This is a genomic window from Streptomyces sp. NPDC033966, from assembly GCF_055575955.1.
Genome location: NZ_JBVIRQ010000021.1, coordinates 14,225 through 30,207 on the forward strand (window position 1 = coordinate 14,225; position 15,983 = coordinate 30,207).

10 protein-coding genes are annotated in these 15,983 nt (G+C 75.3%); 3 read left to right on the forward strand and 7 right to left on the reverse strand.

From position 1 onward, the window contains the following. Window positions 1-18: 18 nt before the first annotated feature. From ACZ518_RS36140 to ACZ518_RS36155, 4 genes are all read right to left on the reverse strand, one after another. On the reverse strand, window positions 19-3,993 hold the full coding sequence (locus ACZ518_RS36140) for an SAV_2336 N-terminal domain-related protein (protein ID WP_469117284.1): 3,975 nt from the start codon (window positions 3,991-3,993) through the stop codon (window positions 19-21). Then, window positions 3,990-5,066, reverse strand: a complete 1,077-nt coding sequence (locus tag ACZ518_RS36145) for an AAA family ATPase (RefSeq protein WP_469117285.1) — start codon at window positions 5,064-5,066, stop codon at window positions 3,990-3,992. Before ACZ518_RS36145 ends, ACZ518_RS36140 begins: the two co-directional genes overlap by 4 nt. 74 nt (window positions 5,067-5,140) lie before the next feature. Continuing rightward, window positions 5,141-7,168 (reverse strand): VMAP-C domain-containing protein, encoded by a 2,028-nt coding sequence (locus ACZ518_RS36150; RefSeq protein WP_469117286.1) that lies wholly within the window; start codon window positions 7,166-7,168, stop codon window positions 5,141-5,143. After that, window positions 7,165-8,406 (reverse strand): hypothetical protein, encoded by a 1,242-nt coding sequence (locus tag ACZ518_RS36155; RefSeq protein WP_469117287.1) that lies wholly within the window; start codon window positions 8,404-8,406, stop codon window positions 7,165-7,167. The genes ACZ518_RS36150 and ACZ518_RS36155 overlap by 4 nt, the downstream gene beginning before the upstream one ends. Window positions 8,407-8,600: 194 nt before the next feature. On the opposite strand from ACZ518_RS36155, the gene ACZ518_RS36160 reads away from it, so the two are divergent. After that, window positions 8,601-9,131, forward strand: a complete 531-nt coding sequence (locus ACZ518_RS36160; RefSeq protein WP_469117288.1) for a hypothetical protein — start codon at window positions 8,601-8,603, stop codon at window positions 9,129-9,131. Between the two features lie 19 nt (window positions 9,132-9,150). On the opposite strand, the gene ACZ518_RS36165 is transcribed toward ACZ518_RS36160, so the two are convergent. Both ACZ518_RS36165 and ACZ518_RS36170 read right to left on the reverse strand, forming a co-directional pair. Beyond that, window positions 9,151-9,819, reverse strand: coding sequence for an O-methyltransferase (locus tag ACZ518_RS36165; RefSeq protein WP_469117289.1), 669 nt, complete (start codon window positions 9,817-9,819; stop codon window positions 9,151-9,153). 19 nt (window positions 9,820-9,838) lie between these two features. Then, window positions 9,839-10,954, reverse strand: a complete 1,116-nt coding sequence (locus ACZ518_RS36170) for a class I adenylate-forming enzyme family protein (RefSeq protein ID WP_469117290.1) — start codon at window positions 10,952-10,954, stop codon at window positions 9,839-9,841. A 265-nt stretch (window positions 10,955-11,219) separates the two neighbouring features. Here ACZ518_RS36170 and ACZ518_RS36175 point away from each other — a divergent pair, with 265 nt between their 5' ends. Together ACZ518_RS36175 and ACZ518_RS36180 are read left to right on the forward strand one after the other, a co-directional pair. Then, complete coding sequence (locus ACZ518_RS36175; protein ID WP_469117291.1) at window positions 11,220-13,520, forward strand: immune inhibitor A domain-containing protein; 2,301 nt, start codon at window positions 11,220-11,222, stop codon at window positions 13,518-13,520. A gap of 163 nt (window positions 13,521-13,683) precedes the next feature. After that, window positions 13,684-14,568 (forward strand): trypsin-like serine peptidase, encoded by an 885-nt coding sequence (locus ACZ518_RS36180; protein ID WP_469117292.1) that lies wholly within the window; start codon window positions 13,684-13,686, stop codon window positions 14,566-14,568. Here the strand turns inward: ACZ518_RS36180 and ACZ518_RS36185 are convergent. Beyond that, entirely contained in the window at window positions 14,565-15,974 is a 1,410-nt protein-coding gene (locus tag ACZ518_RS36185; RefSeq protein ID WP_469117293.1) for an FAD-dependent oxidoreductase, read from the reverse strand. The genes ACZ518_RS36180 and ACZ518_RS36185 overlap by 4 nt on opposite strands. Window positions 15,975-15,983: the final 9 nt, after the last annotated feature.

Here is a 15,983-nt window from a genome sequence, read left to right on the forward strand (position 1 = left end):
TGATACGGCCAGGATGCCTCAGTCGTCGCCGTGCTCCGGGCGGTCGCGGGAGGTGATCTCCCCCACCACGTCCGCCTCGGTCACGGTCCAGTTGCCGGGGAGTTGGAACGGCTCGGGGAGCGTGACCTCGGTCAACGAGACCGGCCCGTGGAAGACGGCATCGGTGAGCGTGAGAGCGGCCCGGAAATCGCTGAACCAGAAGATGACGGAACCGTCGAAGACGGACCCGCCGAAGTCGGCGTCGCCCTTGAACTCGGCCTGCTCGAAACGTACCGGGCCCTGGAACCGGGCGCGTACGAAGCCGGCACTTCCCGTTTCCACCTTCGAGTCGACCCACTGGAACATGCCCTCGGCGACGGCGTCGTCGAAGGACACCCCTTCTGTGCACGTGGTGCTCTTGACCAGGACCGGGCCGCGGAAGAGAGCCTTCTCGAAGCTCGCCCGGCCCCCGAACCGACTCGTGTCGAAGGCCGCCAGGCCCTGGAAGACGGCATGACCGAAGGACGCCGGTCCCTCGAAGCGGGTGTCGCGGAAGACCGCCTCGCCCTCACAGACGATGGACTCGAAGTCCGACGTGCTCGCGAAGCGGCTGCCGACCGCGGAGAGCGGACCCTCGCACACGACGCGCGCGAAGGACACCGGCTCCAGGAAGACGGATTCCCCGAGCGCCATCGGGCCCTGGAAAGTCGCCCTGCCGAAGTCCGCCCGCCCCTCCACCGTCATCCCGTCCAGCACCGCGCCCTCCTCCATGACGGCGCGGTGGAAGGAGACCCTGCCGCGCCAGGTGACCGCCGCGAACCGCGCCACCTTGAGGAACACGGCACGGTCGAAGACGGCCGCCGCCGCGAAGGTGGCCCGGTCGAAGACCGCCGACTGCTCGAAGACGGCCCGGTCGAACACCGTGTCCCCGCCGAAGGCCGCCCCCGCGAAACGAGCGCCGCCGCTGAACACCGCGCGGGTGAAGTCGGCATCGCGGGTGAAGACGGGCTCCACTTCCGCCCAGGCGTCCTTGAAGGTCGCCCGCGCGAAGGCCGCCGAGCCCAGCCGGATCCGCCCCGTCCGCGCATCCCGTACCGCGTCGAACACCCGCCCCAGCAGGCCGCCTTCGAAGGTGGTCCCCCGGAAGTCGACGGAGGAGCCGGGCCGCAGGGTCCGCAGATGGGCGTCCTGCTCCCGGCGCGACAGGTGGGCCAGGCAGTGGCGGTGACCCGGCAGCCGGACACCGGTGCACTCCGGCGGGGTCCCGCTGGAGTCCGGGAAGGTGCAGCGGGGCCAGACGGACTCCTCCCGGCGGTACATCTCCGCGTCCGCCAGCAGCTCCGCCAGCCGGCCGGGGGCTCCGGTGACGAGCCACCCGCCGGTGTCCTCCCCCAGCGGCGTGAGGCCGCGCAGGGCGAGCGGGCCGAGCAGCTCGCGGAGCTCCTCGTACAGCGAGCGGGAGAGGGCGACGGTGAGACGCTGCTTGTTGCCCGGCCCCCCGGTCCTCAGCCGCTCCGTGATCACGGGGTTGTCGAGGATCCGTGCGGGATCCTCGGCCGGGTCCCTGGAATCCCCCGCCACCAGTGCCACGGCGAGCGGCGGCTGGCGCCCTTCCGGCCGCGCTTCGGAGAGGCGGGCCACGGCCCGGGGCAACGCCGTCAGCAGCAGCCCCGCCCCGCTGTAGGCGCCCGGCTCGGACAGTGAGATCCGTACGACCTCCGCGTCCGGCACGCCCCCCGGCCGCCCGGCGATCCCGGCATCCGCCAGCTCCCGCAGCAGGGTCGCGGCCAGTTCCGCACGCAGGCGGCTGCCGCGCCGGTTCGCACCCTCCCCGGCCCGCACGGCCACGGTCACCCCCGTCCCGGGCCCCCGGGCGCCCAGCGCGGCCCGGAAGCCGTCCTGGGCGAGCAGGGCCCCGGCCGTGAGGAAGACCATCCGGTCGGGCCGGACGGTGTGGACGACACCGACCAGCCTCCCGTCGCGGGAGACCGGGGAGCCCCGGAACTGGTGCCAGTCCCCCAGGTCGACGGGGAACCGGAGCAGCTCCCCGTTGCGGGCACCGGCCGAGAGGAGCACGTGGCCGAAGAAGGAACGCCGGGCCTGATCCTCCCCGAAGCCGTCGACGACGGCCTCCGCCTCCGCGCCCTGGTCCTCCGGCGCCTCCCAGCCCGGAGGGACGAACCGTCGCGGGTCCGCCAGGTCCGTCTCGCCCTCCAGCAGCAGCACCCGCGGGCTCGCCTCGTCCCACCACACGGGCCGGCAGGCGACTTCCCTGCCGTCCGCCGCCCGCACCCAGGCGACCGCGTCCCGGGGCTGCTCCACGTCGCCGACCGTCAGCACCAGCCGGGGGGCCAGCAGGGTGCCCACCTCGCGCGGCTCCGCCAGCGGCTCGAAGCGCACCTGGACGACCGCGTCCCGCACCCCGCGCCGTTCGGGCAGCCGGACCTCGAACGGCCGTTGTCGGGGCGGCCGTTCCGCGAACGGCAGGGCCCCCTCCGGGACCCGGCGGCGGCCCTCCTCCCCCGTCGTGACCCGGGTCGCGGAGAAGTCGGGGCCGGTGCCCCGGTGGCGGTACATGAACTCCCAGACCCGGCGGCGCACGAGTTCCCGTACGGCGGCGACGTCCCCGCGCAGCTGGGAGCCGAGCAGCACCTCCCGCACCCCCGGCAGGAACTCGAACTCGGCCTCCTCCGGCCGCTGCCGCCCCTCCCAGGGGGCGAAGAGCCCCCCGAGGGCCACCTCCGCCAGGTGCCCGTGCTCGGAGTCCCGCAGCAGGGAGCGCCGCACGAGGGTCATCACGGGCAGTGTGAGCGGTACGGCGGCCAGGTGGGCGGCGAGCTGCTGGGCGGTCGGGGAGGCGCTCGCCCGGAACCGCTCCACCGCCTCCAGCGCGGTGGTGTCCCGGCGCGGCGGGGCCGCACCGGGCGCCGGGGCGGCGTCCAGGCGCAGGCAGGCGAGGCGGCGCCAGCGCCCGTCCCCGGACACCGTCCGCACGAGCCGGGCCAGGCTGCCGGACGCGAGCCCCACCACCGGGACCACGGGCCCGCCGCCCCGCGCCCGCCGGGCGGCGGGCGCCCGCTGCCAGGAACGGGTGGCGGCGGCGGGCCGGTCGGAGCGGACGGCGAAGGGCACGGGCCGCACCGCGCCCCGGGTCCACAGCCGTTCGGGCAGTACGTTCAGCACGGCCACGGCGTTGTGGGCGCTCCAGTGCCGCAGGACGCGCAGCAGCGGGGCCTCCTGCCAGCCCCCGGCGACGGTGTCGGAGACGAGGAGGATCAGCCGCCGTCCGGCGGGGTCGGCGAGTTCCAGCGGGTTGCGGGGCGGGCCGCCGCGGCCCCGGGTGAGCATCGGGGTGCCGCCGGCGGCGGTGCCGGTGAGCTGCCAGGTGCGGACGTCGCGGAAGACGCCGCTGCGGGTGAAAACCCCGCACAGTTCGGCCACCAGGTCGCTCCACAGGAGCATCGAGGGGTGGGTGTCGACGACGAGGGCCAGGTCGAGCCAGCGGCTTTCGGCGGGGCGCAGGACGGGGGTGGGGACCATCGCCTCGATGCTGCGTTCCACGGTGAGCTGTTCGTCCAGCTCCTCCCCCGGCCCGCCGATGGAGCGGCGCCCCACGGGGCGCAGCGAGCGCATCAGGGCGAGGGGGTCGTCGAGGGAGGCGGTGCGGGGCAGCCGCAGCGGTACGCCGCGCCGTGCGCCGGTGCCGGCGGGGTCGGGTGCGGGGGGCGGCTCCGGCCGGGCGCGGCCGGCGGGGAACAGCTGGACGGCCCCTTCCGCGGCCGGGCCGGGCCGGCCGGCTGCGGGGTCGTCGTGGCGCGGTGACGGCTGCGGGGCCTCATCCGGGCCGTCCTGGCCGGGCGGCGGCGCGTCCCCGTCCCGGGACGCGGCGGCGGCCGGGTCCACGCGGGCGGCCAGCCAGAGGATGTCGGCGATCTCCTCGGGGCCGACGGCGGTGCGGGGTCCGGCACCGTCCTCGGCGCCTTCGGCGAAGGCGCCGAGCAGCCTCTCGATCACGCCGCGGGCCCGGTCAGGTGCTGCATGACGGTGGCGAGGAAGCGGTCGCGGTCGGCGGGCGCCGACCAGGCTCCGGCCAGGCGCAGCTGGATGGCGTTCAGCAGCTGGTCGGTGGCCAGGTCGCCGTCCTCGGCGCGTTCGAGGAAGCTGCGTACGAGGTCCTGGTACTCGGCGGCGTCCGCGCCGGTGATGTCGACGCCGAGCCGTCCGCGCACGATGCGGGCGAGTTTCTCGGGTCCGGGTGCGTCCAGGTGGAGGCGGACGCAGCGGCGCAGGAAGGCGGGCGGGAAGTCGCGTTCGCCGTTGCTGGTGAGGACGACCACGGGGAAGTAGCTGCACTGCACACGGCCCTGGGTGACGGCCACCCCGGCGTCCGGGTCGTCGTCGGTGCCGATGGCGACGGTGGGCTCCTCCTTGGCGAGGCGGGCCAGTTCGGGGATGACGAAACCGCCGTCCTCGAAGACGGTGAGGAGGTCGCCGGGCAGGTCGATGTCGCTCTTGTCGATCTCGTCGATGAGCAGCACGCGCGGCCGGCTCTGCGGGAGGAGGGCGGTGCCGAGCGGGCCCAGGCGCAGGTAGCGGGCGATGGAGGGGGCCGCGGCCGGTCCTTCGGCGGCCTGGGGGACGCGGGCGGCGGGGACGCGGACCTGCTCCAGTCCGGCCTCCTGGAGCCGGCCGATCGCGTCGTAGAGGTAGAGGCCGTCGCGGAGCACCGTGCGGCTGGTGATCGGCCAGTGCAGTACGGGGCCCAGGGCCAGGTCCGCGGCGATGCTGTAGGCGAGGGTGGACTTCCCGACGCCGGGCTTGCCGGTGATCAGCAGCGGCCGGCGCAGGTGCAGGGCGGTGTTGACCACGTCCTTCTCCGGCTCGTCCGGGACGTACCCCTCGCCGCGCCTGCGGGTGCGCTCCCAGGCCTCGCCGGAGCAGCCGGGCGGCCCGTAGGCCGGGTCGGGTACGCCGGTGAAGTCCCGCCAGGGCGGCGGCGTTCCGGCTTCCAGCCGGGTGCGGCGCTCCTCGCCGGGGCCGACGCCCCGGTACAGCCACCAGTCCTTCGCCACTGCCTGTGCCTCCATCGTCTGCTCGCGGGTGGTGCGTTCGGGTCGGGGCCCGTGGCGGGCCGGTTCTCGGGCGGTCGTGGGCGGTGGGGTCAGGTGGCCAGGGAGCGGAGGGCGACCGTGTCGTCGGGATCGTCCCACAGCAACACCAGCCGGTCTTCCCCTCCGGGGCCTCGGGCGGCGGCCGCCCGGCGCACTTCGCGCACGCGGGCGGGCAGTCCGAACACCGAGGGCGCCCCCGGCCCGGCGTCGGGGGCGAGCAGCGCGGGCAGTCCCCCGGCCGGAGTTCCGCCGCCGCGCCGCCACACCGCGACGGGCACGCCGCCTTCGAGGACGGCATCCAGCAGGGCGGCCGTACGGTTGCCGGAGACGTGCCCGAGGACGCAGGCCGGCGCGGCCCGCGCCCCCAGCCGCAGCCCGAGGGCGTCGGTGACGTCCGCGTCCTCGACCAGCCCTACGGCGTCGGGGTGGCGGCCGTCGTGGACGTGGAGCCAGCGCCATTTGCCCAGCCATTCGGTGCGGGTGTCCTCGCGTTCCTGCGGGCAGCGCACCAGCACCTCGTGGACCGTCCCGAGCGGGCGGGTCCGGCCGCCCGGTCCGCGCGGGACGGGCCACTGGTCGAAGTCCGTCTCCAGCAGTTCGTACGGGACGTGGAACTCGATCCGCCCGATGCCGCCGTACGGCTGCCCGGCTCCCGAGGCGCCCTCGGCGAGGCGGCGTACGAGTTCGGCGCGCACGTCGGCCGGCTGGACGGGTCTGCCCTCCGACTCCCATACCTGCTCGGTCCGTTCGCCGCGCAGCCACATCCGGGCCAGCAGGCCGTCCTCGCCGCCGGGCGGGGACTCCAGGCGCACGTGCAGGGTGGCCCGGCGGGCGGGGGCGGGCGGCGGGCGCAGGGCGGGCAGCGCGAGCCGCTCACGGGTGGCGCGCACCCAGCGGGCGAGGGCCGCCGCCCACTCGGGGTCGCCCGGTCCGCCGCCGGGTCCGCCGCCGGGGCGGGCGGCCCGGTCGGCGAGGAAGTGCACGAAGGGCACCGCGAGCGGCATGCCGGTCCGGCCGCCCTGCCGCTCGTCGAGGTCCGCGACCACGTCGAGGAGGGTGTCGGCGGGCAGCCCGCCGTCGACGGGGGTGGTGCAGCCGGCCGCCTTGAAGGCCCAGGCGTAGGCCTCGTACGCGCAGCGCGGCAGGTCGCGGCCCTCGAAGAGCTCGCCGAGGCCGTCCCATCCCGCCTGGTCGAGGCGGGGCGCGCCGGGCAGGGACGGCCCGGGCAGGCCGTCGTCCAGGAAGGAGTTGGCGTCCCAGTCGCGGTCGACGAGGAACTGCGGCAGCTGCCAGCCCTCGCCGCGTTCGCGCAGCCCCCGGAAGGCCAGGTGGATGCTGCGGGCGGCGGCGGGCAGGACGGCGGCGCCCTCCCCCACGGTCCGGTCCCCGAGCTCGCCGAGCAGGGCCTCGGTGAAGCGGCCCGCGCCCCGTTCGGCGTCGTTCTGCGCGGCCTCCCCCTCGCGGGAGGCGTACAGCCGGAACTGCCGCCGCCCGGGGACGGTGTGGCCGCCGCCGTAGTCGGCGCTCCCGAAGTTCCAGCGGCTGTCGCGGGGCGCGTCGACGCGGCAGGCGTCCACCAGCGCGGCCTGGAGGGGGAACCGCCGGTGCTTGACCAGGTCGGTGCGCCACCAGCGCAGCGCGGAGTCGAGGTTGAGGTGGCGGATGTGGCCGGGGCGGGCGTCCGCGCAGGGCAGCATCAGCTCCCGGTCGCCCCCGAGGTAGCCGTGGCCCGCCCAGAAGATCCACAGGAAGTCCCCGTCGCATTCGGGGAGTTCGTCGAGCAGGGCGGTGCGGGCGTTCGCCTCGGTCGCGGGCCGGTACGCGGACCGCAGCGCGGCCAGGCCCTCGGACGCGGACCAGTCGAGGGTGTCGGGGTCGTCGAGCGGGGACAGCAGCAGCCGGACGTTCGCGGCGGGCACCTCGCCGGGCCCGGTCAGCCACCGGGCGAAGCGCAGGGCGTCGCGGGCGGGTCCGCGCAGGTTCCAGTGGTGGCTGATCTCGTACCGCTCGACCCCCGCGACGAGCGCGAAGGTGCGCCGGGGGTTCACGTCGGGGTGCGGCCGGCCGAGGGCCGTCACCCGATCCCCGCTTCGGTCACCGCCCGTTCGATGCGCTCGTAGAGGGACTTCTGTTTCCAGTAGGCGCTGTGGCTGGCGGGGAAGGGCTGACGGCTGCTGATCTCGTGGTCGCTGACACGGGGATCGCCGGGGAAGACGGGTCCGGCGAGGTAGGACAGCACGTCCTGGCGGTCGTACACGTTGAGCCAGCGCGGGAAGCCGTACGGGAGCCGGCTGCCGGGGGCGAGGGCGGTGAGCGCGCCGAGTTCGTAGAGGTACGGGGCCTGCGAGCCGACGGTGACGAGCAGTTCGGCGCCGGGCACGGGTCCGCCGTCGGCGGCGGCCAGCGCGAGCAGGTCCACCAGGGCGATGCCGCCGAGGCTGTGGCCGATCAGTACGGTCGGGCCCGGCCGGGCGGTGATCCGCTCGTGCAGGTACGCGCGCAGGCCGGCGCCCCTGGCCTGGTAGCGCAGGATGTCGCCGAGCGCGGGGGCGGCGCCGGCGGTGAGGGAGCCGCGCCAGGCGTTGAGCAGGGGCTGCGTGGTGACCCGCATCGCGAGCCGGCCGAGGACGGCTGCGGCCCGGGCCCCGGGGACGCGGGCGCCGCCGCCGAGGCGGGTGGTGAGGAGCTCGACGAGCCGGTCCCGTTCGGCGGCGGTGCAGTCGGCGTCGGCACCGGCCCCGGCGAGGGCCGCGGCGGTGACGGCCCGGGCGAGGGCGGTGGCCAGCTCGCGGGCCTGCGGTTCGGCGGTGGCGCGGGCGCCCGCCCGGGCCGCCTCGGCGGAGCCGGCGGTGGCCTCCAGCGCGGGCCGGAACCCGGCCGCGAGGCCGGTGCCGTCCAGCAGGGCGCGCAGCTCGTCGGGGCCGTCGCCGGGGCCCCCGGGGGTTTCGGCGAGCCGGTGCAGGAGCTCCAGCACCCGTTCCCCGGCGGGCCGCAAGCCGGGCATCGCGAAGGGGTCGTCCTCCTCGCCCTCCCCCTGCCCGGCCCAGCCGGCCTCGGCCGGCACGCGCAGCTCGCACAGCGGGTCGGCCAGCAGCAGCCCCCACTCGGCGGCCTCCTCGCCCCCGTCGGCGCCTTCCGGCGCCCCGGGTACGGAGCGTCCGCCGGCGCTCAGCTCCGCGCCGAACCGCTCGCCCCAGAAGCAGGAGTCGACCTCCGCGGCGGGAAACCGTTCCCCGAGCCGCTGCCGCACCAGCCCGAACAGCGCGTCGTGCCGCTCCCGCCGCACCCCCGTACCGTGAACGAACAGAAACCGCATGACCGCACCGCCCCCTCGTCGCTCTCCCCCGCCCGGCACGATAGCGCCGAGCACGCGACGCGGCGTACTGAATGGCCGGTTCGCCCGCCCGCCGGAACGGGCCCCACGGCCAAGGCCGTCACCGGGCCTGCACACTGGGCGGCCTGGGCCGTGTGCGTCGGGCACGGGGCCGGAGGACTTGACGGAGCGCGTGGGTGGATCTCAACTCGGTGGTCATCGCGGTGGCGGGCGTCGCAGGAACGCTGGGAGGCTCGCTGCTGACCCAGCGGGGATCCGAACGGGCCAAGCGCCGGGAGATGGAACTCGCGCGCGCCCAGGAGGAGATCCGCGAGAGCCGCTCGCTCCGGCGCATCTGCTACGCGGAACTCAACCGGGACTCACGGCAGTTCGTCACCGCGCTCAACCGCCACCTGCACGTCATGAGGGAGCGTGCCGTCGAGGACGCCGACCGGGACGCGCTCGACGAGGCGAAGAGCGCGCACCGCGACCGCTACTCCGAGGCGCAGATGATCGCCCCGGACGCGGTGCTGGTGACGGCGAGCGCCGTCAACCACGCCCTGAACCAGGTCTATGGCCAGGTCAAGCGCCTGGAACGGGACGCCCCCGAACCGGGCGAGACGATGGAGGCGGCGGCCCGCGCCCAGTACGCGATCTGGGACCTGCTGAAGGCCATGCGGACCGCCATGCGCCGCGACCTCGGCGTCTCGGACACGACCGACGACTGACGACCGGGGACGGGGGACCTCAGAGTTTGCGCGCGAAGAGCAGGCCGTCCGCTACCGGGAGGAGGACCGACTCCACCCGGTCGTCGGCGCGGACGTGGGCGTTGAACTCGCGGACGGCCAGCCCGTTGCCCTGCGCGGCGGGGTCCGCCGCGGCGCCGCCGAAGAGGGCGTTGTCGGCGAGGAGCAGTCCGCCCGGGCGTACGCGGGGCACCAGTTCGTCCCAGTAGGCCCGGTAGCCGTCCTTGTTCGCGTCCAGGAAGACCAGGTCGACGACCGGTTCGGCCGGCAGGGCGCGCAGGGTGTCCAGGGCGGGCGCGAGCTTCAGCTCGATCCGGTCGGCGAGCCCGGCCTCCTTCCAGGCCTCCTCCGCGATCGCGGTCCACTCCGCCGACACGTCGCAGGTGAGGACCCGTCCGCCGGGGAGCAGGCCGGCGGCGAGGGCGAGGGTGGAGTAGCCGGTGAAGGTGCCGACCTCCACGATCCGGCGGGCTCCGGTCAGCTTCGCGAGGAGGGTGAGCAGGACGCCCTGCTCGTGCGGGATCTGCATCACCGCCCGGTCGCCGAGGGCGCGGGTGCGCTCGACGAGCCGCCGCTGCACCTCGCTCTGCGGCTCGGCCTGGGCGAGCAGGTAGGCATACACCTCGGGGGTGAGGGGGACCGTCTTCACTTCTTCGGGCTGCCGGTTCACGGTGTACGTCCTCTCGGGGTCACTGGGGCGGGGCGATCTGCGCGGGCAGGGGCTTGCCGAGGGGGTCGCGCGGGATCCGGTCCACGAGGCGTACGAGGCGGGGTTCGGCTCCGAGGCCGCGGGCGGCGGCCCGTACGCCGTCCGCCGTCAGGGGGCCGCCTCCGGCCACGAGCACGTCGTACGCCTCCCCGTGCGGCGGGCCGGCGGGGCCGGCGACGCGTACGCAGGCCACGTCCGCGCCGGGGAGCGCGGCGCGGAGCCGGGCGGCGATGGCGCCCAGGTCGTACCGGACGCCGTTGATCCGTACCAGTTGGGAGCGGCGGCCGATGCGCAGGAACAGCCGGTCGCCGAGGCGGCGGACCACGTCGTCCATCTCGTGCCGGTCGGGCCGGCTGCCGTCGGGGAGCGCCGACAGCCGCGGCCCGGTGACGGTGAGCGGGCCCTCCGCGCCGGTGCGGGGCGCGGCGAAGGCGACGTCGTCGAGCAGTGTCCAGGGCCCGGCCGGGTCCCAGCCGGTGCGGTGCGCGACGGACCCGGTCTCGGTGGAGCCGAGCAGCTCGATCAGCACGGCGCGGGCGTCGGCTTCGAACCTGCGTGCCTCCGGCGGGAGTTCGGCGGAGCCGTGCAGGAAGGTGAGCTGCTCGAAGGAGGCGGCCCAGCGGGGGTAGCGGGCCAGGGCCCGGAAGGCGGAGGGGATGGCGACGACGGCGATCCGCCGGGCCGGGACGGCCGGCGGCGGGCAGTCGCCGGCGGGCCAGAACCACACGGGCAGCCCGGTCACGGCGGGGAGCAGCACGGTCGCGGCGGCTCCGTAGGCGTGCCGGGGCGGGGCGAAGCTGACGATCGCCTCGGGCGCGTACGGGGCGAGCAGGCGGGCGGTCTGCTCGGCGTCGGCGCGCAGCCGGGCACCGGTGAAGATCCGCCGTACGGGGTCGCCGGTGGCGGCGTCGGAGGCCTGGAACTCGTACGCCCGGCCGGCGAGCCGCTCCCGCGCCCGGGCGGCTTCGGGAGGCGTGAGCCGGTCCCACGGCAGGTGCCACGGCCCCGGCGGCCCGTCGGGGGCGGCGGCGCCGATGCCGGGGCGCTCCCAGGGTGCGTCGAGGGGCAGTGCGGGGTACGGCGGTTCGAGGGACATGTGCTCGTCTCCCCCTGTGCGTTCGGGTTCCGGTACGGGGCGGACCGGCGCCCCGGGAGCCCTCAGGGGCACAACGACTCCACCCCCTCCCGGGTCACGGCCGCAGGGAACCCTTCCGCGACGGGGCCCGCCGGGGCCGCCCGCGCCCGCGGGCGGCCCCGGCTGCGTTCACCGGCTCAGGGCCCCTACCCATCACCTGTGACATGTGAAATATTACCTCCGCCCCGAGCCCCTCCGTACCGAACTCCCCGAAAGGGCACCTCCGTTGCGCAGACTCGCCTCGGCGGGGGCGGCGACATCCCTCGCCGCCCTCACCGCCCTCGCCCTCCTGCCGGCCCCCGCCGCCCTGGCCGCCACCGCACCCCCGCCCGCCCCTCCGGCGGGCCACGCCGAACAGGCCGCCTCCCCGCCCCTCGCCCCGCTGGAACTCCAGCGCCAGGCCCTGCGCCGGCAGGCCCTGGAGGGCATCGCGGCGGGCGGCTCCGGCTCCGGCTCCGGCGACTCCGCCGCCGCCCGTACGGCCGGCCCCCTCCCCCGCACCGCGAAGATCGGCAACCAGTACGTCGAACTCGCCCAGCGGCGCAAGGACAAGGCCTTCGTCATCCTCGCCGAGTTCGGCGACCAGGCGGACCCCCGCTTCGGCGGCACCCCCGGCCCCCTGCACAACACCATCGGCAAGCCCTCCCCGGACGACAACCACACCCTCTGGCGCAAGGACTTCGACAAGAACTACTACCAGCAGCAGTTCTTCTCCTCCCAGCCCGGCTCGGCGTCCATGCGCGCCTACTACAACCTCCAGTCCTCCGGCCGCTACGACATCGACGGCAAGGTCACCGACTGGGTCAAGCTCCCTTACAACGAGGCCCGTTACGGCACCGACAACTGCACCGAGCCCGGCCAGTGCCGCACCAACTGGGACCTGGTCCGCGACTCCACCACCGCCTGGTACGAGGCCGAGCGCGCGAAGGGCCGCACCCCCGACCAGATCAAGGCCGAACTCGCCCAGTACGACGTGTGGGACCGCTACGACGCCGACCACGACGGGAACTTCGACGAGCCCGACGGCTACCTCGACCACCTCGTCGTCGTCCACGCGGGCAAGGACCAGACCTGGGGCGGCGGCGCCCAGGGCAAGGACGCGATCTGGGCACACCGCTGGTTCGCGTACTGGAACCAGGCCGGCAGCGCGGGCCCGGAGGGCAACAAGGCCGGCGGCACTCCGGTCGGCGACACCGGCATCTGGGCCGGCGACTACCTCACCGGCGGCGAGAACAGCGGCGCGGGCCTCTTCTCCCACGAGTTCGGCCACGACCTCGGGCTGCCCGACCTCTACAGCTCGGACGGGGACAACAGCGTCAACTTCTGGTCCCTGATGTCCTCGGCCTCCTACCTGGGCAAGGGCCCCAACACCACCGGGCAGTTCCCCGGCGACCTGGACCCGTGGAGCAAGCTCCAGCTGGGCTGGCTGGACTACACGGAGGCCGACGCGGGCCGCAGGACCCGCGCCACCCTCGGCGTCTCCGGCTACAACACCGACGACCCCCAGGCCCTCCTGGTCCACCTCCCGCCCTCCACCACCCGCACTGACCTCACCGACCCCTACGAGGGCACCCGCCAGTGGTGGAGCGGCACCGGCGACTTCATGGACAACACCCTGACCCGCCCGCTGGACCCCGCCGCCGGCCCGGCCACCCTCACGGCCCGCGTCTGGTACGACCTGGAACAGGACTTCGACTTCCTCACGGCGGAAGCCTCCACCGACGGCGGGAAGACCTTCACCGCCCTCCCGGGCACCCTGGGCGGCACCCCCATACCCCCCAAGGGCATCTCGGGCACCTCACAGTCCTGGACCGGCCTCGCGGTCCCGCTCCCCGCGGCCGCGACCCACCTCCGGATCCGCACCACCTCGGACAGCAACACCCACGGCCGCGGCGTCACCCTGGACGACATCCGCGTCACGGCGGCCGACGGCCGCACCCTCCTCCAGGACGGCGCCGAGCAGGGCGACAACGGCTGGACCCCGGTCAAGTGGTCCCGAACGGAAGGCCGCACCGGCACCACCGAGCACCCCCGCGCCTACTTCGCCGAGAACCGCCGCCACACCGGCTACGGCTCCTTCCTCAAGACGGGCCCGTACAACTTCGCCTCCACCGACCAGAAGGTGGAGTTCTACCCCTACCAGCAGGGCGTCCTGCTCTGGCTCTGGGACACCGCGTACAGCGACAACACCACCAAGGCCCACCCGGGCAACGGCCTCCTCCTCCCGGTCGACGCCCGCCCGGCCCCCCTGCGCTTCCCGGACGGCAGCCTCCTGAACGCCCGCGCCCAGACCTTCGACGCCCCGTTCTCGACCCGCCCGACGGACCGCATCACCCTCCACAGGCCGGGCACCTCGCTGACCGTCCCCGCCCAGCCGGGCGTCCGCGTCTTCGACGACCACCGCGCCACCTACTGGAACGCGGACCTCCCCCAGCTCGGCGTCAAGGTCCCGGACACCGGCACGCGCATCGAGGTCACGAAGGAAACCTCCACCCGCACCACCCTCCAGCTCACCCCCTCCCCCTGACCCCGCCCCCACCCCCACCCGAGCGCCCCACCGGCCCCTCCCGGCGGGGCGCTCGTCCGTACTGGGCCGGGGAGAGCTGTGAGGGCGGACACGTTTCGGGTGGGAACCCGGGCGGGGTGGGGGCCGTTGGGGTGGGGGTGGTGGCGATCTTCGGGAGTGGGGCATGACGGGCAAGGCCGTGCGGGTGTGTGTGCTGGCCGGGGTCTGTGCCGCGCTCGTGGTCGCCGGGGTGGCCTTCGGGGTGGGACGGTTCGGGACCGTCGCCGTGGGGGACGCCGATCGCGGGAGTTACGTGCAGGACGCGCGGCTGGCCGATGAGGCTGCCCGTGGGGTGCTGGAGACCCTTGTCGAGGGGGGCGGGGAACGGCGGGCGGTGGACGGGGCCGCGTGGAAGGCGTCCGAGCCGCTCCAGGCGGTCGACGTCGAGCCCGAGCCTGCCGTCGGGGCACTGTTCTCCCCCGGGATGGACTGGGACGACGAGCACCATTGTTCCGGGAGTGTCGTGCATTCCGCGGGCGGGGATCTCGTCGTGACCGCCGCGCACTGTGTGTACGCGCGGGGGTTCCGGACCAATCTGGCGTTCGTGCCCGGGTACGCCGACGGGAAGGCGCCGTTCGGGGTGTGGGTGCCGACGCGGGTCGATGTGGATCCGCGGTGGGTGTCGTCGGCGGACCCGGATTACGACGTGGCGTTCATCCGGGTGCGCCGGCCCGGGCATCCCGGGCAGCGACTGGAGGACGTCACCGGGGCACACCCCGTGCGGTTCGGGCAGCAGCTGCCCGCCCCCGCCCGGCTGGTGGGCTACCCCAACGACGCGGAGCAGCCGTTGGGGTGCGCCAACACAGCCGTGGCCTCCGGGCCCACGCAGCTGCGGCTGGACTGCGCGGACGTACCGAACGGGACCAGTGGCGGCCCCGTCCTGACCGCGGCCGGGACCCTGATCGGGGTGATCGGCGGCCGCGACGGAGGCGGGGACGAGGTGACTTCGTACAGCAGTTACTTCGGGGATGGAGTGAGGGAACTGTACGAGCGGGCCGTCCGGGGTTAGGCCGGGCCGTGGTGCGGCGGGTAGGCCGTCGTGGTGCGGGGTGAGGTGGGCAGGCGCCACTTCGACAGGACGCGGAGCATCGTGCCCGGGGCGAGCAGGGTGTTCGGCGGGGTGGACAGGGACAGGACGCCGAAGAACGGGGCCGAGATGGCCGGGTCGGAGTTGGCGCCCGCCAGGACGCGGGACATGTACGCCTGGAGGACGCGGGTCGCGCGGTCCGGCGGCGGGCCCTCGGTGCCGGGGTAGCGCAGGTCCTCGCTGGTGGCGATCTGCCAGGCGACGTTGGCGGCGGTGACGGTGTGCCGCTGGACGCGGCGTGCCTGTGCCGGGATCTGGGCGGTGGCCAGGCCCCGGATGGCGTCGCCGAGGGCCTGGGCGGTGATGGCGGCGACCGTCATGCCGTGCCCGTAGACCGGGTTGAAGCGGCATGCCGCGTCACCGACGACGAGGAGGCCCTCGGGCCAGTGTTCCATGCGCTCGTAGTGGCGCCACTCGTTGGCGGTGGCCCGGAAGCCGGTGGGCGGGGCCAGCGGTTCGGCGTCGCGGATGGCGTCGTAGAGGGCGGGGCTGCGCAGGGTGCGGGCGAAGCCGAGGAACTCGGGGTCCTTGGTGGGCGGGGCGTGCTCGCCGTTGCCGATCAGGGTGACCAGCCAGCGGTCCCCCTCCAGCGGCACCAGCACTCCCCCGCGCGGGCTGTCCGGGCGGCCCTGTACGTACATCCCGTGCCAGCGGCGCTCCGGGTCGTCCAGGGCGGCCTTGGGGATGGCGTACGGGCGGCTGGAGTAGCCGAGGTGGGAGTCGTAGCGGGTGACCGCCGGGGCGGGGTAGCCGAGGGCGGCCAGCCAGGCGGGGGCCTTGGAGGTGCGGCCGGTGGCGTCGACCACGAGCGCGGCGGTGAGGCGGCCGCCGTCGCGGAGGGTCACGCCGGTCACGGAGCGGTTGTCCGCCCCGCCGACAAAGCCCGTCGCGAGCCGGCCGCCGAGCATCCGGATCCGGCCGTCACGCAGCACGGCGCGGCGCAGCGTCCAGTCGAGGAGTTCCCGGCTGCCGATCAGCATCCCGGCCCCGGGTACGGGCCGGAACCAGTCGGCGGGGCTCAGCCAGAGGAAGTCGCGCGGCGACTCCAGCAGGGCCGCGCCGGCCGCCATCAGCTCGGCGGTGGTGCCGGGCAGCAGCTGCTCCATCAGCTCGACACCGCGCGCCCACAGCACGTGCGCGTGCCGGGACTGCGGCAGGCCGGGGCGGAACTCCGGGCCGTGCAGGGTCAGTTCGTCCCGCTCGACGACGGTGACGCGGGCGAACCGCCCCGCCAGGACCCGTGCCGTCAGCAGCCCGGCCAGGCCGGCCCCGAGGACCACGGCGTGGTCCCCGGGGGATTCTGTGTGGTTGTCCGGAGTGTCGTCCATGGGACGAGT